Annotated in this window: 32 protein-coding genes and 1 tRNA gene; 12 read left to right on the top strand and 21 right to left on the bottom strand. The window is 60.1% G+C overall.

The genetic code is table 11. The features are described 5' to 3' along the window. Positions 1 to 7 precede the first annotated feature (7 nt). Entirely contained in the window at positions 8 to 538 is a 531-nt protein-coding gene (locus tag QA644_RS17540) for a gamma-glutamylcyclotransferase (RefSeq protein WP_239596678.1), read from the top strand. Here QA644_RS17540 and QA644_RS17535 read toward each other — a convergent pair. From QA644_RS17535 to ftsE, 4 genes are all read right to left on the bottom strand, one after another. Next, positions 535 to 1332, bottom strand: coding sequence for a 1-acyl-sn-glycerol-3-phosphate acyltransferase (locus QA644_RS17535; RefSeq protein WP_194728333.1), 798 nt, complete (start codon positions 1330 to 1332; stop codon positions 535 to 537). The two genes, QA644_RS17540 and QA644_RS17535, sit on opposite strands and share 4 nt — an antisense overlap. Before the next feature lie 87 nt (positions 1333 to 1419). Next, positions 1420 to 2136: a YdcF family protein gene (locus QA644_RS17530; RefSeq protein ID WP_183930982.1), complete on the bottom strand. Its 717-nt coding sequence runs from the start codon at positions 2134 to 2136 to the stop codon at positions 1420 to 1422. 66 nt (positions 2137 to 2202) lie between these two features. After that, positions 2203 to 3216, bottom strand: coding sequence for an ABC transporter permease (locus QA644_RS17525; protein WP_022718082.1), 1014 nt, complete (start codon positions 3214 to 3216; stop codon positions 2203 to 2205). Continuing rightward, positions 3209 to 3868 (bottom strand): cell division ATP-binding protein FtsE, encoded by a 660-nt coding sequence (gene ftsE, locus QA644_RS17520; RefSeq protein ID WP_022718083.1) that lies wholly within the window; start codon positions 3866 to 3868, stop codon positions 3209 to 3211. The genes QA644_RS17525 and ftsE overlap by 8 nt, the downstream gene beginning before the upstream one ends. A gap of 206 nt (positions 3869 to 4074) precedes the next feature. Between ftsE and QA644_RS17515 the strand changes: the two genes are divergently transcribed. From QA644_RS17515 to QA644_RS17505, 3 genes are all read left to right on the top strand, one after another. After that, positions 4075 to 4734, top strand: coding sequence for a hypothetical protein (locus QA644_RS17515; RefSeq protein ID WP_283069750.1), 660 nt, complete (start codon positions 4075 to 4077; stop codon positions 4732 to 4734). Positions 4735 to 4793: 59 nt separating this feature from the next. Next, on the top strand, positions 4794 to 5336 hold the full coding sequence (hpt, locus tag QA644_RS17510) for a hypoxanthine phosphoribosyltransferase (protein WP_022718085.1): 543 nt from the start codon (positions 4794 to 4796) through the stop codon (positions 5334 to 5336). Between the two features lie 119 nt (positions 5337 to 5455). Beyond that, on the top strand, positions 5456 to 5815 hold the full coding sequence (locus QA644_RS17505) for a response regulator (protein WP_028740102.1): 360 nt from the start codon (positions 5456 to 5458) through the stop codon (positions 5813 to 5815). Positions 5816 to 5964: 149 nt separating this feature from the next. On the opposite strand, the gene QA644_RS17500 is transcribed toward QA644_RS17505, so the two are convergent. The 4 genes from QA644_RS17500 to argH form a co-directional block, all read right to left on the bottom strand. Then, positions 5965 to 8628: a TIGR02302 family protein gene (locus QA644_RS17500; RefSeq protein ID WP_283069746.1), complete on the bottom strand. Its 2664-nt coding sequence runs from the start codon at positions 8626 to 8628 to the stop codon at positions 5965 to 5967. A 149-nt stretch (positions 8629 to 8777) separates the two neighbouring features. Continuing rightward, complete coding sequence (gene lysA, locus QA644_RS17495) at positions 8778 to 10046, bottom strand: diaminopimelate decarboxylase (RefSeq protein ID WP_074069842.1); 1269 nt, start codon at positions 10044 to 10046, stop codon at positions 8778 to 8780. Between the two features lie 12 nt (positions 10047 to 10058). After that, on the bottom strand, positions 10059 to 10253 hold the full coding sequence (locus QA644_RS17490) for a lipoprotein (protein WP_074070451.1): 195 nt from the start codon (positions 10251 to 10253) through the stop codon (positions 10059 to 10061). A 76-nt stretch (positions 10254 to 10329) separates the two neighbouring features. Further along, positions 10330 to 11733 (bottom strand): argininosuccinate lyase, encoded by a 1404-nt coding sequence (gene argH, locus QA644_RS17485; RefSeq protein WP_074069841.1) that lies wholly within the window; start codon positions 11731 to 11733, stop codon positions 10330 to 10332. 41 nt (positions 11734 to 11774) lie between these two features. On the opposite strand from argH, the gene QA644_RS17480 reads away from it, so the two are divergent. Then, on the top strand, positions 11775 to 12437 hold the full coding sequence (locus QA644_RS17480) for a TlpA disulfide reductase family protein (RefSeq protein ID WP_074069840.1): 663 nt from the start codon (positions 11775 to 11777) through the stop codon (positions 12435 to 12437). Positions 12438 to 12439: 2 nt separating this feature from the next. Here the strand turns inward: QA644_RS17480 and QA644_RS17475 are convergent, their stop codons facing one another. From QA644_RS17475 to QA644_RS17445, 7 genes are all read right to left on the bottom strand, one after another. Further along, positions 12440 to 13321: a 3-hydroxybutyryl-CoA dehydrogenase gene (locus tag QA644_RS17475; protein ID WP_074069839.1), complete on the bottom strand. Its 882-nt coding sequence runs from the start codon at positions 13319 to 13321 to the stop codon at positions 12440 to 12442. 149 nt (positions 13322 to 13470) lie between these two features. After that, entirely contained in the window at positions 13471 to 14400 is a 930-nt protein-coding gene (locus QA644_RS17470; protein ID WP_283069743.1) for an electron transfer flavoprotein subunit alpha/FixB family protein, read from the bottom strand. Between the two features lie 21 nt (positions 14401 to 14421). Beyond that, complete coding sequence (locus tag QA644_RS17465) at positions 14422 to 15171, bottom strand: electron transfer flavoprotein subunit beta/FixA family protein (protein WP_074069837.1); 750 nt, start codon at positions 15169 to 15171, stop codon at positions 14422 to 14424. Between the two features lie 189 nt (positions 15172 to 15360). Next, positions 15361 to 16128, bottom strand: a complete 768-nt coding sequence (locus tag QA644_RS17460) for a rhomboid family intramembrane serine protease (protein ID WP_239596690.1) — start codon at positions 16126 to 16128, stop codon at positions 15361 to 15363. Between the two features lie 35 nt (positions 16129 to 16163). Then, entirely contained in the window at positions 16164 to 16742 is a 579-nt protein-coding gene (locus tag QA644_RS17455) for a cob(I)yrinic acid a,c-diamide adenosyltransferase (protein ID WP_183930785.1), read from the bottom strand. 22 nt (positions 16743 to 16764) lie between these two features. Continuing rightward, positions 16765 to 16968 carry a twin transmembrane helix small protein gene (locus tag QA644_RS17450; RefSeq protein ID WP_074069833.1) on the bottom strand — a complete coding sequence of 68 codons (204 nt, stop codon included), beginning with the start codon at positions 16966 to 16968 and terminating at the stop codon, positions 16765 to 16767. Between the two features lie 18 nt (positions 16969 to 16986). Further along, on the bottom strand, positions 16987 to 17820 hold the full coding sequence (locus QA644_RS17445; protein ID WP_194728323.1) for an SDR family oxidoreductase: 834 nt from the start codon (positions 17818 to 17820) through the stop codon (positions 16987 to 16989). A 76-nt stretch (positions 17821 to 17896) separates the two neighbouring features. On the opposite strand from QA644_RS17445, the gene QA644_RS17440 reads away from it, so the two are divergent. After that, the gene (locus tag QA644_RS17440) at positions 17897 to 18814 is read left to right on the top strand and encodes a YihY/virulence factor BrkB family protein (protein WP_283069738.1); all 918 of its coding nucleotides are present in this window, start codon (positions 17897 to 17899) and stop codon (positions 18812 to 18814) included. On the opposite strand, the gene gluQRS is transcribed toward QA644_RS17440, so the two are convergent. Continuing rightward, positions 18776 to 19657, bottom strand: a complete 882-nt coding sequence (gene gluQRS, locus QA644_RS17435; RefSeq protein WP_283069737.1) for a tRNA glutamyl-Q(34) synthetase GluQRS — start codon at positions 19655 to 19657, stop codon at positions 18776 to 18778. The genes QA644_RS17440 and gluQRS overlap by 39 nt on opposite strands. On the opposite strand from gluQRS, the gene QA644_RS17430 reads away from it, so the two are divergent. Both QA644_RS17430 and QA644_RS17425 read left to right on the top strand, forming a co-directional pair. Further along, the gene (locus QA644_RS17430; protein WP_074069830.1) at positions 19656 to 20345 is read left to right on the top strand and encodes a DNA-3-methyladenine glycosylase; all 690 of its coding nucleotides are present in this window, start codon (positions 19656 to 19658) and stop codon (positions 20343 to 20345) included. The two genes, gluQRS and QA644_RS17430, sit on opposite strands and share 2 nt — an antisense overlap. A 111-nt stretch (positions 20346 to 20456) precedes the next feature. Continuing rightward, positions 20457 to 21014 (top strand): HNH endonuclease, encoded by a 558-nt coding sequence (locus QA644_RS17425; protein ID WP_074069829.1) that lies wholly within the window; start codon positions 20457 to 20459, stop codon positions 21012 to 21014. A gap of 14 nt (positions 21015 to 21028) precedes the next feature. On the opposite strand, the gene QA644_RS17420 is transcribed toward QA644_RS17425, so the two are convergent. Next, positions 21029 to 21544 (bottom strand): disulfide bond formation protein B, encoded by a 516-nt coding sequence (locus QA644_RS17420; protein WP_074069828.1) that lies wholly within the window; start codon positions 21542 to 21544, stop codon positions 21029 to 21031. Between the two features lie 22 nt (positions 21545 to 21566). Beyond that, positions 21567 to 22157 (bottom strand): YqaA family protein, encoded by a 591-nt coding sequence (locus QA644_RS17415; RefSeq protein WP_074069827.1) that lies wholly within the window; start codon positions 22155 to 22157, stop codon positions 21567 to 21569. Between the two features lie 199 nt (positions 22158 to 22356). Here QA644_RS17415 and QA644_RS17410 point away from each other — a divergent pair, with 199 nt between their 5' ends. Further along, complete coding sequence (locus tag QA644_RS17410) at positions 22357 to 22656, top strand: hypothetical protein (protein ID WP_074069826.1); 300 nt, start codon at positions 22357 to 22359, stop codon at positions 22654 to 22656. On the opposite strand, the gene QA644_RS17405 is transcribed toward QA644_RS17410, so the two are convergent. Next, entirely contained in the window at positions 22626 to 24392 is a 1767-nt protein-coding gene (locus QA644_RS17405) for a cation:proton antiporter (protein ID WP_283069734.1), read from the bottom strand. The two genes, QA644_RS17410 and QA644_RS17405, sit on opposite strands and share 31 nt — an antisense overlap. Before the next feature lie 207 nt (positions 24393 to 24599). Here QA644_RS17405 and QA644_RS17400 point away from each other — a divergent pair, with 207 nt between their 5' ends. Beyond that, positions 24600 to 24806 carry a hypothetical protein gene (locus QA644_RS17400; RefSeq protein WP_074069825.1) on the top strand — a complete coding sequence of 69 codons (207 nt, stop codon included), beginning with the start codon at positions 24600 to 24602 and terminating at the stop codon, positions 24804 to 24806. Positions 24807 to 24871: 65 nt separating this feature from the next. Here QA644_RS17400 and QA644_RS17395 read toward each other — a convergent pair whose 3' ends face one another. Then, positions 24872 to 25459, bottom strand: coding sequence for a hypothetical protein (locus QA644_RS17395; protein ID WP_283069731.1), 588 nt, complete (start codon positions 25457 to 25459; stop codon positions 24872 to 24874). 81 nt (positions 25460 to 25540) lie between these two features. Here QA644_RS17395 and QA644_RS17390 point away from each other — a divergent pair, with 81 nt between their 5' ends. Together QA644_RS17390 and QA644_RS17385 are read left to right on the top strand one after the other, a co-directional pair. After that, positions 25541 to 25801, top strand: coding sequence for a hypothetical protein (locus QA644_RS17390; RefSeq protein WP_283069729.1), 261 nt, complete (start codon positions 25541 to 25543; stop codon positions 25799 to 25801). After that, on the top strand, positions 25798 to 26376 hold the full coding sequence (locus QA644_RS17385; RefSeq protein WP_283069727.1) for a DUF1643 domain-containing protein: 579 nt from the start codon (positions 25798 to 25800) through the stop codon (positions 26374 to 26376). The genes QA644_RS17390 and QA644_RS17385 overlap by 4 nt, the downstream gene beginning before the upstream one ends. Positions 26377 to 26705: 329 nt before the next feature. On the opposite strand, the gene QA644_RS17380 is transcribed toward QA644_RS17385, so the two are convergent. Beyond that, positions 26706 to 26790: transfer RNA gene (locus QA644_RS17380), tRNA-Leu, on the bottom strand. Positions 26791 to 26820: the final 30 nt, after the last annotated feature.

The following is a 26820-nucleotide window of genomic DNA, read 5'->3' as shown; positions in this document are numbered from 1 at the left end:
CTGCGATATGGACGAATTTTGGGTATTTGGCTACGGATCGCTGATGTGGAATCCGGGCTTCGAGTTTCTTGAGCGCTCTCAGGCTCTCGTTTACGGCTACCGGCGATCACTATGCGTCCATTCCTGGGTTCACCGCGGCACGCAGCAAAATCCGGGTCTCGTGCTAGGCCTCGATCGCGGCGGCTCCTGCCGCGGCATAGCGTTTCGCGTGGCCTTGGAAAGGCGCGACGAGGTGATGGACTATCTGCGCGCCCGCGAGCTCGTCACCAACGTCTATCTCGAGCGGCATGTGCCGCTATCGCTTCCCGGCCGACGCAACATCAAGGCAATTGCCTACATCGTTGATCGCGACCACGCCCAGTATGCCGGCGCACTTGATGCCTCTGTAGCTGCGCGCACGGTGCACGCGGCAAAGGGTCAGTCAGGTTCGAACGACGCCTATGTTTTCAATACGCTCTCGCATCTTAAGGAGATGGGCATTCGCGACCATTGGCTGGAACGGGTCGCCGGCGAGGTCGAGCGGCTGCGGGCCGCTTAGGCAGAAGCGGCCGTTGCCTTCCGCAATTGCGCCAGTCTCTCGACGGCGGTCGGCGGCAGTGGCAAGTGCGGATTGCGCGCCACCGTATCGACCAGCAGTTCGTCGCTCGCCTTCTCGGTCACATCGATTAGATGCTCGAAGAACGCATCCGGATCCATGCCCGGCGGAATGGCAGGCAGGATGCGAACCTTGAAATGGCCCGGACGGCGCACGGCGCTGCGGCGCGGCCAGAAAAGGCCGGGATGCATGGCCACCGGCACGACCGGAATGCCGAGATCCCGATACATGCGGGCAATGCCGTATTTGTAGAGCGGTTCTGCGCCCGGAGGCCGGCGCGTGCCTTCCGGATAGATGATCAGCTGACGGCCTGTCGCAAGCTCTTCCTTTGTGCGCTTCAGCACCTCGACCATGACCTTGCCGCGTGCGCCGCGATCGACCGGGATCATGCGCTGTTTTTTCGCATACCAGCCGAAAAGCGGGATCCACATCAATTCGCGCTTGAGGATGTAAACCGGGTCTTTCAACCAGGGCAGCAGTGCATAGGTGTCCCAGAAGGACTGGTGCTTAGGGGCGAGGATGTAGCTGCCGTCCGGCAGGTTCTCTATGCCATCGATCTCGAAGGTCGTCCCGACGATCTTTTCCATCAGCCAATGGTTCGAAAGCGCCCAGTTCTTGGGGATCGCATAGGCGGTCTTGCGGGGCACGACGAAATAATAGGGCGAAAGCACGATCATCCGGATGATGAGGTTGGCGTAGAAGATCGTGTTGAAGAGAACGGAACGCAGGGCGATCATGAAATTTTCCAAAGCCAGTATCCGCGCAAACGGCGGGCTGGCCCTGCCTACACGATAATGGCTCTCATAAAAAGCGCTCGATGGAAATCAGCTCGGACCGGTGATGCTTGCCGAGCGAAGGCCCGGATGGCGCCCGAAGCCGGTGATGTTGCGCGCGCCTGCCAGAAGCACCTTGGCATATTCGGCGAGCATGACGCGAAGCGCATTTGGATCGGTGAACCAGGCCCTGGTCTTCAGGTCGGAATTGACGACCGGGTAGGGGATGAACTGCGTATCGGCATCGACGTAGGCGAGTTCCGCGAGACTGCGTGGCATGTGGTAGTTGTTGGTGACGACCAGAACGCTCTTGTAGCCTTTCGCATGGATCCAGTTTGCGGCTTCCTGCGCATTGCCGATCGTGTCGATTGCGTCATAGCCGATGTCGACGCAGCAATCGAAAAGATCAGCAGACGCCGATGTGGTTTTGCGTATCTGCCCCGGCGTTGTCGACGGATGAACGCCCGATATGAGCAGCCGCTTGCCCGCGCCTTTCTCCAGCAGTTCGACGGCCTGATCGATGCGCTGATAGCCGCCTGTCAAAACGACGATGGCGTCGGCCTTCGGTTCGGCCGGAGGTTTCAAGGTGGTTACGGAATCGGCGAACCGCAGGAAGCCGACGAAAAGCAGCGCGGTCGCCAGGACGAAGGCGAATCCGCCCCATCGCAACATCCGGCGTAGGGGACCACGACGCAGGGTTTCGACACCGTAGCTGGCTAGCGCCGGGTCGGGACGAATCGGAGTGCGTCTAGTATGGCCCATGGTCATAAATCGTGAATATATGCAGATTGCGGCAGGGAACAGACACTTTCGTGGCAAAAAAGACTGAGCCGTTCAATTCGCGATGCCATCGCTTCGGGTCGGGTCGGAGCGCAGCGTATCGATTTCATAGATCGTGCGCATCACGGTGAGCCGCGCTGTGAGCGTCGTCAGCAATGCAATGACGATCATCGTCGCAAAAATGCCGAGGTAGCCAAGGGCTCCGACCGAGAAGGTGCCGAAGAGAGCCGTGGCTTGATCGGTCTGCGGCGTCGCAATCGTACGGCTCTGCAGGAAGCCTGCCGCTAAGAAAAAGAGAGCTGCCAAAGCGCTGCCGATTGCCGATCCCTTGAGACTGATCTTCAGGAAATGCTTCTGGAATTCAGTCGCGACGAAGGAACTTTCGGCGCCCACGAAATGCAAGACCTCGACGATATGGCGGTTGCCGGAAAGCGCGCCACGTGTCGCAAAGACGACCGTCAGCACCATGGCGATGAAGACGAGCAGCAGCACGCCGGTGCCGAGCATCACCGTTGTATGTGCCATTGAAACGAGGCGATCGACCCATGTGCGGTGATCGTCCAGCGACGCCTGAGGGATGCTCTCCTTCAAAAGTGAGCGCATCGCGTCAAAATCGGGCGGGTTCGTCTCGTCGATGGTTATAATCACGAGGCGGGGGACGGGAAGCTCCTTGATGTCTAGGCCGCTGCCGAGCCATGGCTCCAGCAGACGGGCCGTTGCCGCCTCATCGACGATCTGGCCGCTTTTGGTGCCGACAAAGGTCATGGCGATATCGCGTGCCTGCGTCAGCGCCTTTTCCATATCGAGGCCGTCGTCCGGCTTGATCTGGATGGTGATTTCGCGGGAAATCTGGCTCTCCCAGCTGGCCGCTGTCGAACGCACCATGCTGACGCCGCCAAGCGTCAGGCAGGCGAGGAAGGCCATGATGGCGATGACCACCGTCAGTGCGTTGCCCTGGATATTCGAGGGCGGAAGGATCGGCGCCGTTGGCCGCACGCGCATCTCCGCCCGCTTCTGCTGTGCTTGGGCGGCGCTTTGCGCGCGGTTCTTTGATGCGGGCTCAATCATAGACGTCAAGATGCCCTTCCGAAAGGATCATGCGGCGGGCTTCCACCTGGTCCATCAATGTCAGATCGTGAGTTGCGATCACGACAGCTGTACCAAGGCGGTTGAGTTCGAGAAAGAGGTTCAACAGACGGCGTGCCATCGGCGGATCGACGTTGCCGGTCGGCTCGTCGGCAAGCAGAACCTCGGGCCGGTCGATCAGCGCGCGGGCGATCGCCGCGCGCTGTTTCTCGCCGCCGGAAAGCACCGGCGGAAGCACATTGATACGCTCGCCGAGCCCCACCCATTTCAGCAGTTCGAGCACGTCTGTCTTGTAAGAGCTCTCGTCCTTGCCGCGTACACGAAGCGGCAGTGCGACATTCTCATAGGTCGTGAGATGATCGAGCAGGCGGAAATCCTGGAAGACGATACCCACGCGGCGGCGAAGCAGCGGCAGCTCCGGCCGCGGGATGTCGGAAATGTCGCGTCCGAACATGCGGATCAAGCCGCGCGTCGGCTGCAGCGACATAAAAAGCAGGCGCAGAAGCGTCGTCTTGCCGGCGCCAGAGGGGCCGGTCAGGAACTGAAAGGACTTTTTCGGAATATCGAAGGTGAGGTCCCGGAGAATCTCCGGGCCCATGCCGTAACGCAAACCGACATTCTCGAAATGGATCAACGGGCAGCCCAGTCTTTCATGGTTTCACGCCATCGACTTGTTAACCAACACCGTTAACAATCAGTGAATTTCGTCGGAAAGATGCCTGTTTGAAGGCAAGCTTAGCGAAGCATTAACCATTCAAATTTACGACTGGGCAGGATTCGTTTCAATGCCGGATTTTAACCGTGCACTGAAACCATGTGGAGATGGGAGAGACCGTCAACATGGAAGCATCCGCCTTCAGGCGCCGCGCGCCGAGCAACGCCTACGATTTCTTGCCGCCGGAGCCTGCCGCGCGTCAGCCCCGCTATCCTGGCCGTCCGACTGATGTCGCCGATGCCGAATTCGTCGTTATCGGCAACCGGAGCCAAGGCTTCAACGCCAAAAGTTTCAATGACAATCGTAAGCGCGCCGCTGCCGCTGCCAAGTTACCTGCGACGCCTGCGGCTTTCTCGAAGGCGACTATGTTTCTCGCGATCGCAGAAGAATGGCTGCAGCAGGCGTCGCCCAAGAGCTTTATAGCCCTGGTCTTCATGCTTTTCGTTCTCGTTTTCGGCCTGACGGGCGGTTTCTCCGGCCTGGCGGGGAGCGATACTGCTGCCTTGACCTCGCCGCTTCACTTCACGCATGTCACGGTGGCGCCGCGCGAGGCAAATGGTATGCGTATCCTGGTTATCAACGGCATCATCGAAAACGGCAGTGGTACCACACAGACCGTGCGGCCGATCCGCGCCGATCTGATGAGCGGCGAGCGGCTGGTGGCCAGCATGGTCATCAATCCGCCAGCAGACGTCATCTATGGTGGCGAGAGCCGCGGCTTTTCGGCACGCGTGCAGCACTCTGGCGGAAAAATGCCGGAAGTCCGGCTTTCGTTCATGCCTTAGGGTGTTTCTGCCCTTCTAATGTGCTAACGGCTTACCCTTCGTTTCATGGAGCTAGCCGTATGCCTGTCGTGCGCGGAAAAATTATCGAACCGCTTTTCACTGCCGAGCAGATTGCCGAACGCAATCACGCGATGGCCAAGCACATTGCTGCGGGTCCGACAAAGGACCTGCTCGTCATTGCCGTGTTAAAGGGGTCGTTCATTTTCGCCGCAGACCTCATCCGCGCGCTACACGACAGCGGGCTTGCGCCTGAAGTCGAATTCATCACGCTTTCCAGCTACGGCACGGGAACGGTTTCTCAGGGCGTCCGCATCGTCAAGGATATCGACAGCGACGTGAAAGATCGCGACGTGTTGCTGATCGACGACATCCTCGAATCCGGCCGCACGCTGCTTTTCGCCAAGGAACTGCTCTACGAACGCGGCGCGCGCAACGTCAGCATCGCCGTGCTGCTCGACAAGAGCGTCAAGCGCAAAGAAAAGCTCGAGGCAGACTATGTCGGCTTCGAATGCCCGGATTATTTCGTCGTCGGCTACGGCATGGACGTCGCCTATGCCTTCCGTGAGCTGCCCTACGTCGGCGTGGTTACCGGCGACGCCTGACCTCATCGAGGTAAGACGGGTTGTTAACCATCCCTTCCATCGCCTTCTTTCGTTTACCGATCGAAAAGGAACGCCGTGCAATTTCCGTTCCGGGGCATGAAGACGGAGCGATGCACATCATGGCAAAAATTCTGATCACGGAAGACGAAGATTCGCTTCGCTCTTTCGTCGCCCGGGCCTTGCGCCTTGACGGTCATGAGACCGACGAAGCCGCCGATGGCGCCGAGGGACTGGAGAAGCTGAAGGACGGGATCTACGATCTACTGCTTTCGGATATCCGCATGCCGGTCATGGACGGCATCGAGCTTGCGCATCAGGCGAAATCCGCCTTTCCGGCGCTCAAAATCCTGCTGATGACGGGCTATGCCGAGCAGCGCGAACGGGCCGATGACCTTGCAGAAAAGATCGTCGACGTCGTGTCGAAGCCGTTTGCACTTCCAGACATCCGAAAAGCGGTTGCCCGGGCGCTGGCTGCGTGAGACGGGTTGGCGGCACCTTCCCCTGCTCCCCATTCCTGTCCTTGTGACAGGAATCCCGCCACGCTCCGTCAGCACGTGAGCGAATCATCGTTTGAAAGAGAATCGTCTTCACCCAAGGAGTTGGATGGCGCATTGCGATCCAAGTTCAGCTACTGAATATCCAGCAGCCGTTCCAGATAGCGCCGCTCCATCTCCTGCGGCGGGTTGTTGCCGAGCTTTTCGCGGATCGCATCGAGAATTTCGCGTGCGCGCTGCACGTCGATTTCGTCGGGTACCTTCACTTGCTCGCCGAAATCGGGACCCTCTGCGCGACGCGGACGACCGAGCGGATCGCGGCCGTTCTGGTTGCCCTGGCCAACCTGACCTTGTGGCCCTTGGCCTTGCTGGCCCTGTTGCGCCTGCATCATCTGGTTCATCATGTCCCGGGCGCCCTGGCGCAACGCTTCCAGCGCGCGGCCCTGGCCCTGGAGGGCCGGTTCGCCGCGGCCCTGGCCGAGTTCGCGCCCGGCACCTTCCATTTCGCGCTGTGCCTGACCAAAGCCCGGGCCGGGCTTCATACCCATCTCGCCAAGGCCCTTCTGCAGTTCGCCGAGCTGCTTGCCAAGCGCATCCTGCTGTGCTCGGAGCTGTTTCAACGCGTCGCGCAATTGCTCCTCAGTCATCTGCTCCGACGGTGACTGCCCCTGTTCGCCGTTCTGCCCCTGCTGCTGATCCTGCGGCTGGCCATCCTGGCCTGGCATCATCTGGTCAAGCAGCGGATCGTTCATACCCATATTCGGGTCGCCGCGCTGCATACGGTCCTTCAACTGTTGGTCCAGCTTGAAGGTCTGCTCCATCAGCTTCTGCTGGTCGCGGAGGATCTGGCCAAGCTTGTCCATCTGCTGGCGCATCTGGCTGTTGTCGCCCTGCTGTTGCTGGCCCTGTTGCGGCCTGCCTGCCTGCAGGTTGTTCATCATGCGCTGCAATTCTGAAAGCATCTGCTGAGCGGCATCGCGGTTGCCTGAACGGGCCAGATTCTCGATCTGGTCCATCATGCGCTCCAGATCCTGCTGGCGGATGACGTTCTGCGCGTTCTGATTCGGCTGCATCGGCGCATTCTGCATGCGCTGAGCCAGTTCCTTCATGTATTCGTTCATCGCCTTGCGAAGCTCGTCCATGAGCTTCTTGATCTCCGGGTCCGGCGCATTGCGCTGAAGCGCGTCGGCGAGATTCTGCTGGGCGTTGCGCAGGTTGCGTTCCGCAAGCGAAAGGTCGCCGTCCTCCATGCCGATCGCGATATCCCAGAGATAGTCGGCCGTATCCTTCAACTGCTCGTCGCCCTTGGCGAGCTTCATGCGCGTGTGCGCCGATTGCAGCAGCAGATAGTTGGTGAGCCTAGGAATCGTTTCTTCAGGACGGATCGTCAGCGCCTCGTTGAGAGCGATCGCTTCCGGCATCTTGCGGGTATCGAGTGCGAAAACCTGGCGTTCTTCCGCAACGGCTGCGGCCAGCGGTTCGTTGAACGGCCGTGACGGCAGCGTCATTTCATGCGGCGGGCTCCGGCCGGTCTGGCCGGCCGCATCCTTGGCAACCAGCGTAACGCGTACGCGCTTTCCGGCCAGCGGGTGTTCGGTCAGGTTTTTGCTGGTCACGGCCTTGGCATCACGCGCGTTGCGGCGCGGAATGTCGAGCCGGAAATCGGGGAGTGGATAAAGCGGCTTTGCCTCCGGATCGGATTGGGCCGGCAGGATTTCCGCACGCGCTTCCTGCACGCCGTAATCATCCTTTACCGTGAAGCCGATTTCCAGCGCGCCGTTTACGCTGGGTTTGGGCAATCCGTCGAAAGCAATCTCGGGTGCCTTGTCGGGAATGACATTGAAGTTCCACCTGCGGCCATTGACGAGCAGCGCACCGTTTTCCTCAAGCTTCATCAAATGTGTCTGTGCGGCAAGTGCTGGCGTGGCAGGAGTCTGTGGCTTCGCCTGCGGTGCAGCACCAGGCTGCTGATTTGCCTTTGCCTCGGCTGCGATTTCCCGCACCTCGCCGCTCTCTTTCCTGAATACGACCTTTTCGTCCGTCTGCCCGCCGCTGACGCGAACGGTCAGGTTCGAGAACTGCGGAATGTTGATCGCCTGCTCAGTGCCGGTTGCCGTCAGATAGACCGGAGCGCGGCTGGTATAGGAGGGCGGGGTGACCCATGCGTCGATACGCACAGCCGGATTGGTCGCTGCCGGCGCGACGGGTGGCTGCAGCGCGTCGGTGATTGAGCCGCCGTTGGTCGAAAGCGAGTAACCGAAGGCCGTGACGAGAAGGAGGGCCGGGATGGCACGCAGCGCGAAACGGTCGTGGGTTGCGATGTCCGGGCGGGGGAAGCCAGTGTCGAGGGCTGCTATCGTCTTCGCCATCCGCGTCTGATGTTCGCGCCAAAGCGCCTTTGCGAAGGGCGTGTCGAAGGCCGGTTCATCTTCCTGCACCGTCACCGGCTGATGCGGTAGGCCGTTGCGCTCCTCAAGCAGGTGGTCGGCTTCGGCGGTATTGGGCCAGCGGAGATTGCGAAATGGGATGAGCGCGGCGAGGAAGGCGATGGCGAAGGCAATCAGCAGCCCGACACGCATGAAGTCAGGAACGGAGCGGAAGAGGCCGAACCAGGACGCTGCCAGATAGAAGGCAACGACGGAAAGAACCGGGACAAGCGGTGGCAGGACCTGCTCGGATACAAGTACCAGGCGCGCAAAGAACCGCTTTACCGCTACGAGCCTCGCGAGAGAGGGCCGAAGGGCATACGTGCCATGTCTTTGCCTGCGGGGGCTGTTCGTCAATCCGGTCTCCGCCATTTGATGCTGGAGTAATGGAGGGCGCTTCCGGCGCTTGCTAGGCAATATGCTCGCATGAAGAAAAGATAACACTCTTTGTGGCGAAGGCGAGGGCAGGCGGTCGGCAAAGCCGTTTTTTCACCTCTATTCGCCAAAAAGTGATGAGGCTGTCACTCGATCCAGGCAGGTACGGAGTCGAGGCCGATCAGTTCTTCATAGGTTCGGCGAGGCCGAATTACATGGAAATCGGCACCCTTCACCAGAACTTCTGGCACCAGCAGGCGGCTGTTGTAGGTGCCTGCCTGCACTGCGCCATAGGCGCCGCCGGAACTGACCGCAAAGAGATCGCCCGGCTTCGGCATCGCCATCTCTCGATCGAGCGCCAGATAGTCCCCGGTCTCGCAAACCGGCCCCACGATATCGGCCTTGATGCGCGGAGCATTTGCCGCCGAGATCACGACCGGCCGGATTTCGTGCCAGGCGTCGTAAAGCGTCGGGCGGATCAGATCGTTCATTGCCGCATCGACAATGACGAAGGTCTTTTCGCCACCGTCCTTTACATAGATAACTTCGGTAACGAGAATGCCGGCGTTGCCGACGATCAGGCGGCCCGGTTCAGTCACGATCTTGCAGTTCAGCCCGCGGAGCTGGTTCTTGACGATGGCCGCGTAGGCATCCGGCAGCGGCGGCGGCTCGTTGTCTTCCTTGTAAGGAATGCCGAGGCCGCCGCCAATATCGACATGGTGGATGTCGTGGCCGTCGGCACGCAGGGTGTCGACCAGTTCGCGCAACAGCTTGAAGGCATCGTCGAAGGGCTGCAGCTCGGTGATCTGGCTGCCGATATGCATGTCGATGCCGGTGACTTCGATACCGGGCAGCTTGGCGGCTTGCGCATAGACGGCGCGAGCGCGTTCCCAGGAAATGCCGAACTTGTTTTCCTTCTTGCCGGTCGAGATCTTCGAATGCGTCTTCGCATCGACGTCCGGATTGATGCGGAAGGAGACCGGCGCCTTCCTGCCGGCCTTGACCGCGCGCTGATTGAGGATTTCGAGTTCCGGTTCGGATTCGACATTGAAGCAGTAGATGCCGGCCTCGAGCGCGAAGTCCATCTCACGGGGCGTCTTGCCGACGCCGGAGAACATGATGCGGCTTGCCGGGATGCCGGCAGCAAGCGCGCGGCGTAATTCGCCTTCGGACACGACGTCGATGCCGGCGCCGAGCTTGCCGAGAGTCTTCAACACAGCCTGGTTCGAATTCGCCTTCATCGCATAGCAGACCATGGAGTCGATATCGCTGAAGGCTTCGGCGAAGACCCGGTAGTGGCGCTCAAGCGTTGCGGTCGAATAGCAATAGAAAGGCGTGCCGACGGCCTTGGCGATCTCCGGAACGGGGACGTTCTCGGCGTAAAGGATGCCGTCGCGATATTCGAAGTGGTTCACGGGACGTGCCTATCAAAGCAAAGGATCGAGAAGGAATGGCCTGTCGACGGCGCCCGGCTGTTTCGTCGGCTTCGATACGTCGCCTTCCTTCGTTGCCATCGCGCTCGGCGGATCGAGATCGCCTTTGCGTCCACATCCGGCAACGGCAAGGCCGATGACGGCAAAGACAACCGTCAGGCGGATGAGGTGCGGCAAGCTGGTCTGCATGGGATTCCTCTTGGAGCGGCGCTGGTGGACATCTTCATAGCGAAGTTTATCCGCCTTGTGCACCCTGATTGTTTTCTCAGTTGCGAGCCCGCCAAAAGGCGATCTGCTTCCTCACTTCGGAGGGTGCCGTGCCGCCGAAACTCTTGCGGCTTGCAACCGAAGCCTCGACAGTCAAGACGTCGTAGACCTTGCCGGTGATTGCCGGGTTGATGGACTGGAGATCGGCAAGCGGCAGTTCGGCGAGGTCGCAGCCCTTGCTTTCGGCAAGCGCCACGGCACGGCCGGTCACATGATGTGCGTCGCGGAACGGAAGTCCCGCCTCGCGCACCAGCCAGTCGGCGAGATCGGTGGCCGTCGAATAGCCGGAACCGGCTGCGGCTTTCATGCGCTGCGTATTGACCGTCATGTCGCGGACCATGCCTGTCATGGCGGCGATCGCAAGTTCCAGGCTCTCGGCCGCGTCGAACACCTGTTCCTTGTCTTCCTGCATGTCCTTGGAATAGGCGAGCGGCAGGCCCTTCATGATCGTCAGCAGCGCAATCAGCGAGCCGTTGATGCGGCCGGTCTTGGCACGCACGAGTTCGGCGGCGTCGGGGTTCTTCTTCTGTGGCATGATCGAGGAGCCGGTCGAAAATGCATCGGAAAGCCGCACGAAACCAAATTGCGGCGTCGACCAGATGACGATCTCTTCGGCCAAGCGTGACAGATGCATGCCGCAGATCGCGGCGATCGACAGGAACTCGATGGCGAAGTCGCGGTCGGAGACGGTATCGATCGAGTTGCGCGTAGGTTCCCGGAAGCCGAGCGCCTTTGCCGTCATGTGGCGGTCGATCGGGTAGCCGGTCCCGGCCAGCGCTGCAGCGCCAATGGGGCTTTCGTCCAGATGCTCGATGGCGTGGCGTACGCGCGAACGGTCGCGGCCGAACATTTCGACATAGGCCATGCAATGGTGGCCGAAGGTGACGGGCTGAGCGGTCTGCAGGTGCGTAAAGCCCGGCATGACGCTTTCGGCATGTTCTTCAGCGCGGTCGAGGAAGGCTGCGATGAGGTTCGTCAGCATCGCTTCAGTCTTCTGCAGCTCTTCCTTCACCCAGAGGCGGAAGTCGAGCGCTACCTGGTCATTGCGTGAACGGGCGGTGTGCAGGCGGCCGGCGGCCTGGCCGATCAGCGCGGCAAGGCGGGCTTCGATATTCATGTGAATATCTTCGAGCTGGCGGGAGAATTCGAAATTGCCGCTTTCGATTTCTGACAGGATCGTGCTTAGTCCGTGAACGATCTTGTCCTTATCGTCCACGGAAATGATGCCCTGATGGGCAAGCATCGTCGCGTGGGCGATCGATCCACGGATGTCCTGGGCAAAGAGCTTCTTGTCGAAACCGATCGAGGCATTTATCTCCTCCATGATCGCGTCGGGGCCGGATGCGAAACGTCCGCCCCACATCTGGTTGGAGGATTTGGTGTCCTTTGTGCCGTCGGCCATGAAAGATGCCTGTCTTAAGGGTGCATGCCCTGGAGAATGAAATGACGACAAGAAAGCTGTTCGGGCTGCCATCCTTGAAATTGATCGCGGTAGCCGCCGTCGCAGGCGTAATTGCCGGTGCGGCAGCGGTTTACATTAAGGAGGCCGGTTATGGCAATGCCGGCGGTGAAACGGCCTCTGCCGAATGCACCGCGGCCAAGGATCTCGTCCAGAAGATTACGCCGCTCGCCAAAGGCGCGGTGGCGGCGATGGTTGCTGTCAACGCGCCACGAAAGCTCACGTCCGTCGCCTTCAACGGTCCGGACGGCAATCCGGTGACGCTCGAGAATTTCGCGGGCAAGACCGTGCTTCTCAATCTCTGGGCCACATGGTGCGTGCCCTGCCGCGAGGAAATGCCGGCGCTGAACGCGCTGGAGAAGGAGATGGGCAGTGACAAATTCCAGGTCGTCGCGGTCAATATCGACACTGGAGATGAAGAGAAACCGAAGGCTTTCCTAAGCGAAATCGGCGTCGATTCCCTGCAGTTCTATCGCGACAATACGATCGGCGTCTTCAACAGCCTGAAGAAAGAGGGGGTTGCTTTCGGCCTGCCGGTGACGCTGCTCATCGACGACAAAGGGTGCCTGGTTTCGGCGATGAACGGCCCTGCCGCATGGGATAGCGGCGATGCAAAGGCGCTGATCCAGGGTGCAACAGGGTCTTAGCGCTACCGCGTCGGGACGGGCGTGTCGCCGCGATAATCGTAGAAGCCGCGGCCGGACTTGCGGCCGAGCCAGCCGGCTTCGACATACTTTACCAGCAGCGGGCAGGGGCGGTACTTGGAATCGGCTAGGCCGTCGTGCAGCACCTGCATGATCGAGAGGCAGGTGTCGAGGCCGATGAAATCGGCAAGCTGAAGCGGGCCCATCGGGTGGTTGGCGCCGAGCTTCATCGCCGTGTCGATGGCATCGACAGTGCCGACGCCTTCGTAGAGCGTGTAGATCGCCTCATTGATCATCGGCAGCAGGATGCGGTTGACGATGAAGGCCGGAAAATCCTCAGCTACCGTGACGGTCTTTTCCAGCGAGGCGACAAATTCCTTTGCGGTCGAAAACGTAACCTCGTCCGTTGCGATGCCGCGTACCAGTTCCACCAGTTTCATCACCGGGACGGGGTTCATGAAATGAATGCCCATGAAGTGCTCAGGCCGGTCCGTTGCCGATGCCAGGCGGGTAATGGAGAGCGAGGACGTGTTCGTCGCAAGCAGCGCGCCCGGCTTCAGCACTGGACAGACCTGCGCATAGATCTTGCGTTTTACCGCTTCCTCTTCGGTTGCCGCCTCGATAACGAGGTCGGAGGGAGCAAGGTCATTGAGGTTGGCGGAGCCGGAGATGCGGGAAAGAGTTGCTTTGCGCTCCTCATCCGTCATCTTGCCGCTCGTTACCTGCCGGGCAAGGTTGCCATTGATGGTCGCGAGACCGGATTCGATGCGCTCCTGCGTCAGGTCGTAGAGCTGGACCTTATAGCCCGCAGCTGCTGAAACATGGGCGATGCCGCAGCCCATCTGGCCCGCGCCGACAATACCGATCGTTTTCAACACCGCACTCATCTCCAAATCCCCGTGGCAGCCGCCCGCTCCGCCCGTATTTTTCTTCTAATGAAACTGCCGGGCAAAATGATCGCCCGGCAGCAGTAGTAGCCCCATAAGAGATAATTTTCCAGTCATTCGCAAGTGCGAAAAGCTGGCATTCTGCCCGTTTAAAGAGCTTTCTGCAGTTCCGGCAGGGCCTCGAAGAGATCGGCGACGAGGCCGTAGTCTGCGACCTGGAAGATCGGGGCCTCCTCGTCCTTGTTGATGGCGACGATGACCTTCGAGTCCTTCATGCCGGCAAGGTGCTGGATGGCACCGGAAATGCCGCAGGCGATGTAGAGTTCAGGGGCGACGACCTTGCCGGTCTGGCCGACCTGCCAGTCGTTCGGCGCATAGCCGGCATCGACGGCCGCACGGCTTGCGCCGACGGCGGCACCCAGCTTGTCGGCGAGCGGCAGGATGACTTCCTTGAACTTCTCGGCCGAGCCGAGTGCGCGGCCGCCGGAGATGATGATCTTTGCCGACGTCAGCTCCGGGCGGTCGGAAGCCGACAGCGCGTCCTTGACGAAGGTCGAAAGACCCGGATCGGAAACGGCCGGGATTGCCTCGACCGGAGCCGAACCGCTGGTCTCGGCAACAGCGAAGGAGGCGGTGCGCACGGTGATGACTTGTCTGGCGTCGGTTGCCTGCACCGTCTGGATGGCGTTGCCGGCATAGATCGGCCGCTTGAAGGTGTCGGGCGCGACGACTTCGATGATTTCCGACACCTGCGCCACGTCGAGAAGGGCGGCAACGCGCGGAGCGACGTTCTTGCCGGTCGAGGTCGCAGCCGCAATGATCGTGTCGTAGCTGCCGGCGAGCGAAACGATCAGGTCGGCCAGCGGCTCGGCCAGATTGTTGGCAAGCGTGTCGCTTTCGGCCAGCAGCACCTTGGAAACGCCGGAAAGCTTGGCAGCGGCATCGGCGGCAGCCTTGGCACCCTTGCCGGCAACCAGCACGGTGACATCGCCGCCGATCTGGCGAGCAGCGGTCAGCGCCTTGGCGGTCTGGTCGGAAAGGCTTGCATTGTCGTGGTCAGCCAGAAGCAGAATGGCCATGGTCGTATTTCCTTTCTCGCCTTAGAGGACGCCGGCTTCGTTCTTGAGTTTCTCGACGAGCTCGGCGACCGACTTGACCTTGACGCCCGCCTTGCGGCCACTTGGCTCTTCGGTCTTCAGCACCTTCAGCCGCGGAGCGGTGGAAACGCCGAAGTCGGAAGGCGCTTGTCTGTCGAGCGGCTTCTTCTTCGCCTTCATGATGTTCGGCAGTGAAGCATAGCGTGGTTCGTTCAAGCGCAGGTCGGTGGTGACGACGGCCGGCAGCTTGATGTCGATCGTCTGCAGGCCACCATCGACTTCGCGGGTGACGGTCGCTTTACCGTCGGTAATCTCGATCTTCGAGGCGAAGGTTGCCTGGGCAGAGCCCAAGAGCGCGGCGAGCATCTGGCCGGTCTGGTTGCTGTCGTCGTCGATCGCCTGCTTGCCGACGATGATCAGACCCGGCTGTTCGGCGTCTGCCACGCCCTTGAGGATCTTGGCCACGGCAAGCGGCTCGAGCGTCTCGTCGGTCTCGACCAGGATGGCGCGATCGGCACCCATGGCGAGCGCCGTCCTCAGCGTCTCTTCGGCCTTGGCCGGACCGATCGACACGACGACCACTTCCGCAGCCTTGCCGGCTTCCTTCAGCCGCAGCGCCTCTTCCACCGAGATCTCGTCGAACGGGTTCATCGACATCTTGACGTTGGCAAGCTCGACGCCCGTGCCATCCGGCTTGACGCGGATCTTCACATTGTAATCAACCACCCGCTTCACGGGGACGAGAATTTTCATGGGGTCCTTCCTTCAACTCTTTCGCCAAGAAAATGCGCGCTTCGGCGTCGCTCCGATTGTCGAATGGCGACATGGATACGCGTTTTTCCTCCAAATACAACGCTTGCCGGTCGCAGACAGACAAATTGCGTCTGCAAATATATGACGTTTACGTTTACGTCAATAATCGAGGCGGCGCGATATTTCTTTTCAGTGTCCAGGCGCCCCGTCGTCAGCGGCGACGACCGCCCGCCTCACAGCCGGCGTGCTGAAAACGGCGCGGGGCGTGACGATCTCGCGGTCGAACAGCGGCACACCCTTGCGGCGCATGAAGAAGACTAGAACGGCGCCGGCGACGATGCCGCCGGCATGGGCGCCCCAGGACACATTGCCGTCCGGATCGACAAGCAGCATGAAGAACTGCTGGCCGATCCAAAGCAGCAGCGGCACGAAGGCAGGAAGCGGCAACGGAACGCGGAAGAAGACCAGCACCCAGATTTTCACGCGCGGGTGAAGGACGACATAGGCAGCAACCACCCCTGAGATCGCACCTGAGGCGCCGACCAGCGGCGCCTGCGATTCCGACACGAGCAGGCCATGGCAAAGCGCGCCGAAGGCGGCGCAAACGAGATAAAAGATCAGGAAGCGGAGATGCCCCATGGCATCCTCGACATTATCGCCGAAGACCCAGAGGAAGATCATGTTGGAAACGAGGTGCCAGAAGCCGGCATGCACAAAGGCATGGGTGATGTAGGTCAGCGGCTCCGGAACAATCGCGAGGCCGGGTGCAAGTGTTGCATAGTCAAAGGAGACCGCCGGTATGTAGCCCAGGCCGACCGATGTCGCCTGAGCCGTCTGTTCCGGAGCGAAGAAGCCGGTGAAAAGCCAGACGGCGATATTCATGCCGATCAAGCCCAGCGTCACCCACTGGACCTTGATGTGTTTCAGCGTATTGGCGTCGTGCAGCGGTATGAACATAAAGCCTGCCCCTGGCTATCGTGACCGCGAGAAGCCTATCTGTTTTTTCCAGGAACCCAAAGCACATCCGCGTTGCCGCGGTCATTCGCGTGGCGCGCGGCAACGAAGAGGAAGTCCGAAAGCCGGTTAACATATTTCAGGGCCGCTCCGCTGACGATTTCGCCCTCCGTGCGGGCGAGTTCCACCATCAGCCTTTCTGCGCGGCGCGCGATTGTGCGCGCTAAATGAAGATAGGCAGCTGCCGAATGACCGCCGGGCAGAACGAAGGATTTCAAGGGTTGCAGATCGGCATTCAGTTCATCGATCTCGCTCTCGATCCGCGCCACCTGCGTATCGATGATGCGCAACGGCTCGTGCGCCGGCGGCTTGCCGTCGTCGGGTGTCGCAAGGTCAGCGCCGAGGTCGAAAAGGTCGTTCTGGATCAGCGTCAGCATTCTTTCGAGAACCGGCATGCCCTGCATGTGCAGTCTTGCGACGCCGATTGCGGAGTTGACCTCGTCGATCGTGCCATAGGCTTCCACGCGCAGGTCGTATTTGAGACGGCGCGGTCCGCAAACGAGCGCAGTCGTGCCGTCGTCGCCGGTCTTCGTATAGATCTTGTTGAGTGTTACCATGATATCCCCTCTCTTCCCGGCGTTAACTAGGGCGGCCACCGCCTGTCAGCCAGAGCGTCAGCATGATCAGGATCACAGCGATCGCCTGCAGCAATACGCGGAGCTGCATCAGCTTGTTGGAAGTGTTCGCGTCGCCGCCCTTCATCATGTTGAAGAGGCCGCGGACCAACACGATCGCGACGAGGCCCATGATGATGATCGCGAGAATATAAGTGGCCGTGGACATGGAAGTCGGCTTTCTTGATTAATCGGTCCAGCGCATCAGGCGATAAAAAAGGTCCGCCGGAATCAGCCTCTTCAGGAACATGCCCTGTTTTGCCGGTGTCGTTACAGGATAATGTGGCTTCGGATTGTTCGAGTTCAATGCGTGTTTCAACACAGTATAGACGGCGTCGGGTTGAAGCTTATGTCGATTCTTCGGGCCAGTCCCGTCAAGACGCGCGAGCTGTCGGCGGTAATCTGCCGCATGCACGGAATTGCGGATGTCGACATGTTCTTTGAACTTCGCGAGCGCGTTGGCGGTAAAGCGCGAGGCAATCGGACCTGGTTCGATCAGGCACACGTGGATGCCGCTGCCCTGAAGTTCCATGCGCAGCGTGATGCTCAGCCCCTCGAGCGCAAACTTCGAAGCGGTGTAGGCGCCGCGAAAACGATAGGGCACGACGCCGAGAATGGACGAGCATTGTACGATGCGGCCCGAGCCGCGCCTTCGCATCAGCGGCAGTATTTGCCGTGTCAATTCATGCCAGCCGAAGAAATTCGTTTCGAACTGCGCACGCAGCACGTCGGTCGTTAAATCCTCGACCGCGCCGGGCTGGCCGTAGGCGCCGTTGTTGAAAACTGCGTCGATGCGCCCGCCGCTTGCCTCTGCTACATCGCGAACGAAATCAGTGATCGTATCCGACCGCGTATAGTCCATCAGGAAGGCTTCGATGCCCTCCTCCTGCAGCGGTCCGAGGTCGGCGTGTTTTCTGACCGCTGCAAAGACGCGCCAGCCGTCGGTCTTCAGGGCTCGCGCGCAATAGGCACCGATGCCGGATGAGCATCCGGTCACGATGATGGTGCGCTGCTCCGCCATGGAATGATTCCTGTACAAATTGCGACTCGTTTCCCATATTCGAACCGACGATACAATGACGAAGCCCGGGGGTGGAATGCCGAAGATAGTGCGTACGCTCTATGATGTGGCATACGACGCGATCTGCCACCTAATCGAGGATGACGGTTTCGCGATGGCGAGCCATGTCGCATTGTCGATCCTGCTGGCGGTTTTTCCTTTTTTGATCTTCGGCACGACGCTCGCAAACTTCCTCGGAGCCGACCAGTTCTCCTCCACGGCCGTTCATCTCATTTTCGATACCTGGCCGGAAGCGATCGCCAAACCTGTGGCCGACCAGGTGCTGCAGGTGCTGACGATTCCGCGCGGCGGACTGCTGACGGTCTCGGTGCTGGCGGCCGCCTATTTCGCCTCGAACGGTGTCGAGGCGCTGCGCATATCGCTCAACCGCGCCTATCGCGTACAGGAGACGAGGCCTTGGTATTTCACGCGCCTGGCCAGCCTCGGTTACGTGCTGATCGCGGTGATCATTTTTGCCGCCATCAGCATCCTGCTCGTCGCCGTGCCGCTCGCTCTCGATTACGCGCGGCAGTGGCTTCCACTCTTTGCCGATACGCTCGAAATCGTTTTCAGCTGGCGAATCTACGGAACGCTTTTCGTGCTGACGGTCGGTCTGCTCGTCGTTCACCTCTGGCTGCCTGCCGGCCGCAGGCGGGTTTACGACGTTATCCCTGGGGTTTTGCTGACACTGCTTCTCTGGCTCGCGGGCGCGCTGATCTTCGCCTTTTACCTCGCCACCTTCGCGAATTACACAGCGACCTATGCGGGTCTGGCATCGGTGATGGTCGTGCTGATCTTCCTCTACATGGTCGGCGTGATCTTCATCATTGGCGCGGAAATCAATGCGGCACTGATGAAATTTCGGGTGCGCGCCATCTTCGCCCGCAATTTTTTGAGCGGGCAGGGCAGCAAGCTTTCAAAGACCGACAAGATTCCGGATATCGGCCGCCGATAGCCCCTTGCCACGCAAATCCGCAAGCCCGGTATCGCCATCGCTTTTCGAGAGCTTGCGTCCCTTTGCATCCGTCACCAGCCGATGATGGTGGTAGACCGGCTGAGGCAGGTCGAGCAGCACCTGCAGCAGCCGGTGGACCGATGTTGCGTGAAAGAGGTCGAGCCCGCGCACGATATGAGTGACGGCCTGCAGCGCATCGTCGATAACCACCGAAAGGTGGTAGCTTGAGGGGGCATCCGAGCGCGAAAGAACGACGTCCCCCCACACCGATGGATCGGCGGCAATCCCCCCGGTCTCGCCGTCGCCGGTCTCGCTCCAGGATAAAACACGATCGGCACCCTGCAGTGCCCGCCCCATGTCCAGACGCCAAGCGTGTTTCAGGCCTGAAGCAAGCATCTTGCGCCGCTCGCCTTCACTTCGGTCGCGATCGTCGGAAGGATAGTGCGGCGAACCGTCCGGATCGCGCGGCCAAGCGTTACCGCCGGCTTCGGAAGCGGACACTCTGGCTTTCACCTCGCCGCGCGTCAGAAACGAAGGATAGACCAATCCGCGCTCGATCAGACCATGCAATGCTGTCTGATATTCCGCGAAATGGTCGGATTGTCGCCGGACGGGCTTCTCCCAGTCGATTCCCAGCCATTCGAGATCGGCATAGATGCCTGCTTCGAATTCGGGTGTACAACGTGTCTGGTCGATGTCTTCGATGCGCAGCAGCAGGCGTCCGTCCATTGCTGCGGCCATATCCTGGTTGAGGAAGGCCGAAAGCGCGTGGCCGAGATGCAGCGGGCCGTTGGGACTGGGCGCAAAACGGAAAATGGGCTTTTGACGCTGAGTCGTGGTCATGCTTTCTTCTGCCACGAATTCGAAACCATCGCGAGGCAACGTGCAGATCATTCGAAGCGAAGAGGATATCCGCGAGGGACTGAAGCATTTGTTTCGCCTCGACCCGCGGCTCGCCGATATTGCGAAGGAGGCGGGTCCGATCCCGCTGCGCCTTCACGAGCCGGGTTTTGCTGGCCTTGCCCATATCATTGTTTCGCAGATGGTTTCGCGCGCAAGCGCCGATGCTATTTGGCGGCGCATGTCGCTTGCTGAAGAAGGAGTGCTGACGGCCGAACGCTATGTCGCACTGCGACCGGATGCCTGGCGGGAATTCGGTCTGTCGCGTGCCAAGGCGACGACACTGTCGGGCATCGCCGAAGCAGTCGTATCGGGCCGCCTTGATCTCGCTCTGCTTTCCTCGAGGCCGCCGGCGGAGGCGCTTGCCGAGTTGACGGCGTTGAAGGGCGTTGGGCCATGGACCGCGGAAGTCTATCTGATGTTTTGCGGCGGGCACGCCGATGTCTTCCCGTCAGGAGACGTCGCACTGCAGAACGCCGTCGCTGCTGCCTTTGGTCTCGCACAGCGTCCGCACGCGAAAGTGCTCGCCTCGCTTGCCATGGTCTGGTCTCCCTGGAGATCGGTCGCAGCAAGGCTTTTCTGGGCTTACTATGCTCAGAAACTGGGTCGCGGGCTCCTGCCGGTCGGCTGATGGGCAACGCTCATCGAATTGCCGTTATTGACTGAATTTATTGGGCTTCACAAGGCTGTCACAACCGGCCTAATATAAGGATGCAGATGCCGAATCGCTCAGGAGAGTACCTTGACGATTGCAGTCTCCCCCCAGGCCCTGCCGGCGCTCGTCCTGAACGCTGACTACCGGCCTTTGAGTTATTATCCCTTGTCGCTCTGGTCCTGGCAGGACGCGATCAAGGCGGTTTTCCTTGACCGTGTGAATATCATTGCGGAATACGAACATTCGGTTTCTTCGCCGAGCTTCTCGATGCGGCTTCCGAGTGTCGTCTGCCTCAAGACCTACGTTCAGCCTTCGCGGAACCCGGCCTTTACCCGGTTCAATGTCTTTCTCCGCGACAAATTCGAATGTCAGTATTGCGGCGAGCATGACGATCTGACCTTCGACCACGTCGTCCCGCGCGCCCATGGCGGCGAGACGACCTGGCAAAATGTCGTGGCGGCCTGCTCTCCCTGCAATCTCAAAAAGGGCAGCAAGCTGCCGAAGCAGGCAGGCATGTTCCCCTCGCAGAAGCCGTATCAGCCGACCGTGCAGGACCTGCACAACAACGGCCGGCTCTTTCCGCCGAACTATCTGCACGACAGCTGGCTCGACTATCTCTACTGGGATACCGAACTGCAGCCCTGATTGCCGCTATTTCCTTATGCCGATTTGCGGACGCCGACGAAAGCGAAAGCGGCAAGGATCAGGCTCGCAATCACATTCCAGCCCGCAAAGGAAAGACCGAGAACGCGCAGCGCCGCATCGGTGCAGGAGGGGCCGGTAATTGTGTTGAGTTCCGTCAGCAGGTCGCCGGCATTCTGCGTCATGGCGCCTGCACTCGTCGAGCAGGTCGCTGGCCCTGCCCAGAAATGCCATTCGACGCCCGCGTGATAGACACCCATGCCGGCACCGACCACCATCAGCATACCTGCCGCCAGAAGCAGGGCACGGGCGACCCAGTTCGGCAGACCGAAAAACGATGCGAGCGCGCCGAGGATCGCGATCGGAATGCCGTAGTAATAGGGCTCGCGCTGCAGCAGGCAGAGCGCACAGGGAATGTAGCCGCCGATATACTGGAAGCCGAGTGCAGTTCCGACGACCACCGCCATGCCGAGGGCCAGCAGCAGCGAATAGAGAACGACCGGGCGGGAAAGAGGCGAGGCAATGGCAGTCATGGCGGAACTCCGCGAGCTTGGCTCAGTGGGCAAGGTAGCGATAGACAATATAAAGCACGATGGCGACCACTGCACCGATGCTGACAATATGCCCCAAGCGCTTTTCAATGAAATGGCGAATCGGCTCGCCGTAGCGGCGAAGCAGCCAGGCAAGGAATAGGAAGCGCGCGCCGCGGGCAACGATCGCCGAGATGACGAACAGCCATATGTTGACGTGAATCACCCCGGACAGGATCGTCACGATTTTGATCGGCGGCAGGTGCGCCAGTCCCGACGTCACCAGCAAAAGCAGGATCGTCTCGTAAGTGACGTAAGATTTCATCTGCTCGAAGGCATCGAGCTTTCCGTAGAATTCCAGCACCGGCCGCGCCACGGTCTCGTAGGCATAGAAGCCGAGCGCCCAGCCGGCGATGCCGCCGAGAACCGAGGCGGCCGTGGCAACGATCGCATATCGATATGAACGCTCGGGCTTGGCGAGTGCCATGGGAAGAAAAAGGACATCGGCCGGGACGAGAAAGACGGAGCTTTCGACGAAGGCGATAACGGCGAGCCAGACTTCGGCCGATCTGCGGGCGGCGAGTGACATGGTCCAGTCGTAAAGTCTGCGGAGCATTCCATTCCTTTCGTGCTGCGGTGCAAAAGCTTTAGGGGGGCAGTCTGACGCTGTAAATGCCTAGTGTGGCAATGATGCCAGCGTGCCACGAAAATTTTCGTGATCCGTATCGCGGCTGTGCTCCCAGGTTTTCGGGAGATTGCAAATCGGTGAATCTTCTGCAAGCTGGTTTCCGATTGGTTCTTGCAGGTGGCTATGAATGAAATTGAGGGTGATTGAGGGCGGGCTCGGCGAAGCGGCCGATGCGCGCGAAACCGTAGCTTCAGCTCGAAGGCCGAGCAGGGAGGATGTACGGCGGGAAGCCGTCAGGCGGCTTCGGGAAAGCGGCTATCATTCGTCTTATGTGAGAGAGTTTGCGACGGGTGTTCCTGCGCCGGAAGCGCTCAGATATCTGAAGATGCAGCTCGATTTTGCGGCCGAGACGCTGTCGCGGCTCGATCCGATCCCCCACGACTTCTCCGCGGATGCCTATTGGCCTTCCGCCGACACTTCGCGTTGATCCGGCTGCTCTTCGCGCTTCGCGTTTAGTGCGTTCATCTGCGAGCGCTCTCGCGCCATTTCGCTGACGGCGGCCCTTAGCGCCGGGTGGCGGGCGGTGAACATATTGAAGTCACGGCGTTCCAGCACCAGGAATTGGCAGAAATCGATGGCAATGACATCGGCGGTTCGCCGTCCGCCGCTCAGCAGAGCCATTTCACCGAAAAATGCACCCGGTTCGAGACGGACGGCGCCGCCGGGAAGACGGACTTCCACGGCTCCGGACGAGAGAAAATACATGCCGTCCCCGCGGTCCCCCTTGCGCATGACGCGTTCGCCCGGCAGCGCGGATTTGGGACGGAAGAGAAGGAGCAGTTCCTCCTGCGAGTGCTCATCGACCTTGGCGAAAAGCGGGAAAGTCTCGATCAGTTGCTGCATCTCCAGCTGATGCTGGCGCTCCCGCGCTTCGGTAAGTGCCCTGATCTTTTCAAGCTCGCGTCCGAGCGCCTCATGCCGGCGGCGGCCGTAATGATTGCTGAGCACCGGCCATCGGGCGTGCACATAGGTATGCAGCGCCTCGGCGCCGGCGCAGACGAGCGGATTGAGCGTGATCGAAATGATCGCGGACGCAAGGATGACATCCTGCCCGTCAGTCGGTAGCAATCCGAGGGAGACGCCGAGGCCGGCGAGAATGAAGGAAAATTCGCCGATCTGCGCCAGTCCGCCTGCGACGGTCAGCGCCATTCCGATCGGATATCGAAGCAGGATGACGATCAGAAAGGAGATAATCGCCTTGCCGACGATGATCAACGTCAGCGCGCTGATGACGGCCATTGGATGGCGGGCCAGGATCGATGGATCGAACAGCATGCCGACCGACACGAAGAACAGGACTGAAAAGGCGTTCTGAAGCGGCAGAGAATCGGCAGCGGCCCGGTGGCTGAGATTGGACTCGCTCATCACGACGCCCGCGAAAAAAGCGCCGAGTGCGAAGGAAACGCCGAAGATCTCGGCGGAGCCGAAAGCGATGCCGAGGGCGATGGCAAGGACCGTCAATGTGAAGAGTTCGCGCGAGCCGGTTCGGGCGACGAGCGTCAGGAGCCAGGGAACAATCTTCGGGCCGACAAAGATCGCCATGACCGCAAAGGCGCCGACCTTCAGCAGCGTCAGCGCGATCGCCAGCGACAGCGGCAGCCCAGCGCCCTGTGCAGCATCGCTGGCGGCGTGGCCGCCGAGCAATTCCGCAAGGGCAGGCAGCAAGACCAGCGCCAGAACCATCGCCAAGTCTTCGACGATCAGCCAGCCGACCGCGACGCGGCCGCTTGCTGAATTCAGGAGGTTTCGTTCCTCAAGGACCTTCAGCAGCACGACGGTGCTTGCCACCGACAGGCTGAGGCCGAAGACGATCCCGGCGCCGAGCCCCCAGCCCCACCATTTCGCGAGGCCAATTCCGAGCAGCGTAGCGATGATGATCCGGATGATCGCGCCCGGCACGGCGATACCGCGCACGGCAAGCAGGTCAGCGGCGGAAAAATGCAGCCCGACGCCGAACATCAGCAGGATGACACCCATCTCCGCCAACTGTCCGGCAAGCCCTGTATCGGCGACGAAGCCCGGCGTGAACGGTCCCATGAGTATGCCTGCCACGAGATAGCCGACCAGCGGCGGCAGCCGCAGCCTGTCGGCCACATATCCCAGCACCGCCGCAAAGACGAAGCTGACGGCGACTGTGGCAATAAGCGTTACTTCCTGATGCACATCCGTCCCTTGATATTCGTTGGCGACCGCCACTTTGACCGAAGCGTGAGTGAAATTAAATACTTGATTTGAGTTTCCGTATCACCGGCAAATGCTGAGCTCCAGCGATACTGGAGCGTTCTCGCGGCGACACCAGTTTGGCGTCAGTTTCGCAGATCAATATAAGCGCGCACTAAAACAGAAGTCGCTGTCTCATTGGAGATTTCCATGCGAGAAATAGAAGCTGTTGATGTCGCGTTCAAACGGTCTTTCGAAGCCGTCGAATTCGGGTATGTCCGAGAGGTATTTCTTGAGGACGAAGCCTGCTGGGGTCTGTTCGATTCCGAAGGTGATGTGATCTTCGTCGGCGACGACCTAGACGAATGCCGCTCCTTCGCTGCAAAGGAAGAGATCAGGATTCAGCTGATCCAGTAGGAGTCGTCGCGTGTGGTCCCGCACGTCTTGCAGTTCTTTTCGCAAACCCCGCCGCGGTAACGACGTCAGCGCGATAAGGATTGGATGTAGTCGTAACTGACGATGGCTTCCTCGCTTGTGCCCTCGTCGTAGATCTTGGCAAGGGTCGCGTGCAGGTCAGGGGAGTAAAGAGCGCTCCAGAGCTCAACCCGCTCGCCGCCTCTTTTAGTTTCCTCTCTGATCCTGAAAACCTCGTATTTGCACCGGCCAACTGCAACTGTCTCGCGTTTAGTTACCGTCAGCTCCAGCGTCCACTTGTCACTGGATTGTTGAGGATCCAAGGGGACAAAGGGGATGACGTGATGACCATCCTTCTTGATGGGCAGAAGCTTGTCCAAGCCATCGAGTGGATAGATGGCGTAACGCTCATCGCTGCTGGAGCGCGACAGATCGAAAAGCCCCTGGTACGAATAAACCGTCTGCTTCTCCGAACTCCCGAAGGAATTGGTTATTGCGACCACCGGCCCTTGCGCCGGCCGGAATTCGCTTTTCGCCCCCGAATTCCTCAATAAGAAACCGTTCTTTGCACTCTTGGCTGAAGGGCAATCCGCGCCATAAGAAACAACCGGAAGGACAACAAGAAGGAGCAGGTTGAAGAGGCGCCTTTTGATCATGATCTTTTGATGGCAGCGGGTTAGGGTTTCCCGAACGCTAGATCATCAGAATGAAAAGGTCGACAAGAATAATCGCTTTGGTTGAGGTTTTTCACAGCTCTGACCGTTGACGACGAGATCGCCATCAGTTGCACCGGCGAACTCCGCCAGGGATATACTGGATGCTTCGTCATCGCCGCTCTTGAGCATCTCAATCGCGACGAAGTGGAGATCATTGTCGGCGAAGGCCGCATCTCCGCCTTCGTCAGCCCGGTCGGGGACGACAAGACGGTAATGATGGTCGGCGTCGTTCGCATGGCCGGAACATCTTGCGTCGACGTCTCGAAAGGACAGGCGGCATGACGCAGCTCGCACTCGATGGCAGCATCGGTCTAATGAAAAAGGCCGCCGTCATTTCCCATTGCGGCCGATTTCGCTACGAGCTGACGCGTGTGTGGGAGAAGGGCAGGCCGCTGCTCGTCACCTGCATGCTGAACCCTTCGACGGCCGATGCCGACAACGATGATCCGTCGATCCGCGCGCTGATCCATTTTGGCAAGGCGTGGGGCTATGGCGGCCTGCTGGTCGTCAACCTCTTCGCCTTCCGCTCGTCGAGCCCGATCGTGATGATGTCGACGCACTATCCGCGCGGTTCGAAGAACGTCCAGTTCATCGATACCGCCTTGACGCTCGCCCGCTCGCAGAACACGCCGGCTCTTGCCGCATGGGGCGCCAACGGCGCGCACCACGCAGGTCTGAACGATGGGGAAGGTGGACAGGACTGGTTCTGCGGCCGCGCCCGCCACCACACCGTCGATCTCGTCTGCCTCGGGCTGACGAAGGACGGATTTCCGAAACACCCGATGGCACGTGGCGTCCATCGCATTGATCGGAACCAGCAGCCGGTCATGTTCCGGCGCGCAACGCAGGCTGCGTAAACGTCAAAAGCAATCGACGATGTGATCGCCGAGCGCCGTCGTATATTCTTTCACTCTGGCGGGCGAGTTGGTCGCCTGACCGGTTTAAGCCGAAGGGTCGTGCCAGCGACGGAGTTCGGCAAGCCGTTCACGGTCAACGGCCCCGGCAACAAGATGCGTGACTGGTGCGACCAGGCCGAGCTGTTCCACTGCACCCGGCCCCCCGCAAGGCGGGAGCGACGATCGCCGCTGAGAACAGTGCGACCGACGACGAACTGATGGCGATCTTCGGCTGGACGACGAAGAGCCAGACGACGACCTATACGAATTATCGGATCGTTTTTCGTCGGTGGTGCCCCATGCCGGGGTCGAACCAGCACTTCTTTCGAAACTCGATTTTGAGTCGAGCGCGTCTACCAATTCCGCCAATGGGGCAACGGATACCGACGAGCCGGGTGTCTAACA

It is taken from the genome of Rhizobium sp. CC1099 (assembly GCF_029714385.1).
In the GTDB taxonomy this organism is placed as follows: domain Bacteria; phylum Pseudomonadota; class Alphaproteobacteria; order Rhizobiales; family Rhizobiaceae; genus Rhizobium.
This window is presented reverse-complemented; position numbering and strand designations above follow the sequence as displayed.

Coding starts and splice junctions, on each gene's coding strand:
- QA644_RS17540 (WP_239596678.1), top strand. CDS start 8: ATGGACGAATTTTGGGTATTTGGCTACGGATCGCTGATGTGGAATCCG.
- QA644_RS17535 (WP_194728333.1), bottom strand. CDS start 1,332: ATGATCGCCCTGCGTTCCGTTCTCTTCAACACGATCTTCTACGCCAAC.
- QA644_RS17530 (WP_183930982.1), bottom strand. CDS start 2,136: ATGACCATGGGCCATACTAGACGCACTCCGATTCGTCCCGACCCGGCG.
- QA644_RS17525 (WP_022718082.1), bottom strand. CDS start 3,216: ATGATTGAGCCCGCATCAAAGAACCGCGCGCAAAGCGCCGCCCAAGCA.
- QA644_RS17515 (WP_283069750.1), top strand. CDS start 4,075: ATGGAAGCATCCGCCTTCAGGCGCCGCGCGCCGAGCAACGCCTACGAT.
- hpt (WP_022718085.1), top strand. CDS start 4,794: ATGCCTGTCGTGCGCGGAAAAATTATCGAACCGCTTTTCACTGCCGAG.
- QA644_RS17505 (WP_028740102.1), top strand. CDS start 5,456: ATGGCAAAAATTCTGATCACGGAAGACGAAGATTCGCTTCGCTCTTTC.
- QA644_RS17500 (WP_283069746.1), bottom strand. CDS start 8,628: ATGGCGGAGACCGGATTGACGAACAGCCCCCGCAGGCAAAGACATGGC.
- QA644_RS17490 (WP_074070451.1), bottom strand. CDS start 10,253: ATGCAGACCAGCTTGCCGCACCTCATCCGCCTGACGGTTGTCTTTGCC.
- argH (WP_074069841.1), bottom strand. CDS start 11,733: ATGGCCGACGGCACAAAGGACACCAAATCCTCCAACCAGATGTGGGGC.
- QA644_RS17480 (WP_074069840.1), top strand. CDS start 11,775: ATGACGACAAGAAAGCTGTTCGGGCTGCCATCCTTGAAATTGATCGCG.
- QA644_RS17475 (WP_074069839.1), bottom strand. CDS start 13,321: ATGAGTGCGGTGTTGAAAACGATCGGTATTGTCGGCGCGGGCCAGATG.
- QA644_RS17470 (WP_283069743.1), bottom strand. CDS start 14,400: ATGGCCATTCTGCTTCTGGCTGACCACGACAATGCAAGCCTTTCCGAC.
- QA644_RS17465 (WP_074069837.1), bottom strand. CDS start 15,171: ATGAAAATTCTCGTCCCCGTGAAGCGGGTGGTTGATTACAATGTGAAG.
- QA644_RS17460 (WP_239596690.1), bottom strand. CDS start 16,128: ATGTTCATACCGCTGCACGACGCCAATACGCTGAAACACATCAAGGTC.
- QA644_RS17455 (WP_183930785.1), bottom strand. CDS start 16,742: ATGGTAACACTCAACAAGATCTATACGAAGACCGGCGACGACGGCACG.
- QA644_RS17450 (WP_074069833.1), bottom strand. CDS start 16,968: ATGTCCACGGCCACTTATATTCTCGCGATCATCATCATGGGCCTCGTC.
- QA644_RS17445 (WP_194728323.1), bottom strand. CDS start 17,820: ATGGCGGAGCAGCGCACCATCATCGTGACCGGATGCTCATCCGGCATC.
- QA644_RS17440 (WP_283069738.1), top strand. CDS start 17,897: ATGCCGAAGATAGTGCGTACGCTCTATGATGTGGCATACGACGCGATC.
- QA644_RS17430 (WP_074069830.1), top strand. CDS start 19,656: ATGCTTTCTTCTGCCACGAATTCGAAACCATCGCGAGGCAACGTGCAG.
- gluQRS (WP_283069737.1), bottom strand. CDS start 19,657: ATGACCACGACTCAGCGTCAAAAGCCCATTTTCCGTTTTGCGCCCAGT.
- QA644_RS17420 (WP_074069828.1), bottom strand. CDS start 21,544: ATGACTGCCATTGCCTCGCCTCTTTCCCGCCCGGTCGTTCTCTATTCG.
- QA644_RS17415 (WP_074069827.1), bottom strand. CDS start 22,157: ATGCTCCGCAGACTTTACGACTGGACCATGTCACTCGCCGCCCGCAGA.
- QA644_RS17410 (WP_074069826.1), top strand. CDS start 22,357: ATGAAATTGAGGGTGATTGAGGGCGGGCTCGGCGAAGCGGCCGATGCG.
- QA644_RS17400 (WP_074069825.1), top strand. CDS start 24,600: ATGCGAGAAATAGAAGCTGTTGATGTCGCGTTCAAACGGTCTTTCGAA.
- QA644_RS17395 (WP_283069731.1), bottom strand. CDS start 25,459: ATGATCAAAAGGCGCCTCTTCAACCTGCTCCTTCTTGTTGTCCTTCCG.
- QA644_RS17385 (WP_283069727.1), top strand. CDS start 25,798: ATGACGCAGCTCGCACTCGATGGCAGCATCGGTCTAATGAAAAAGGCC.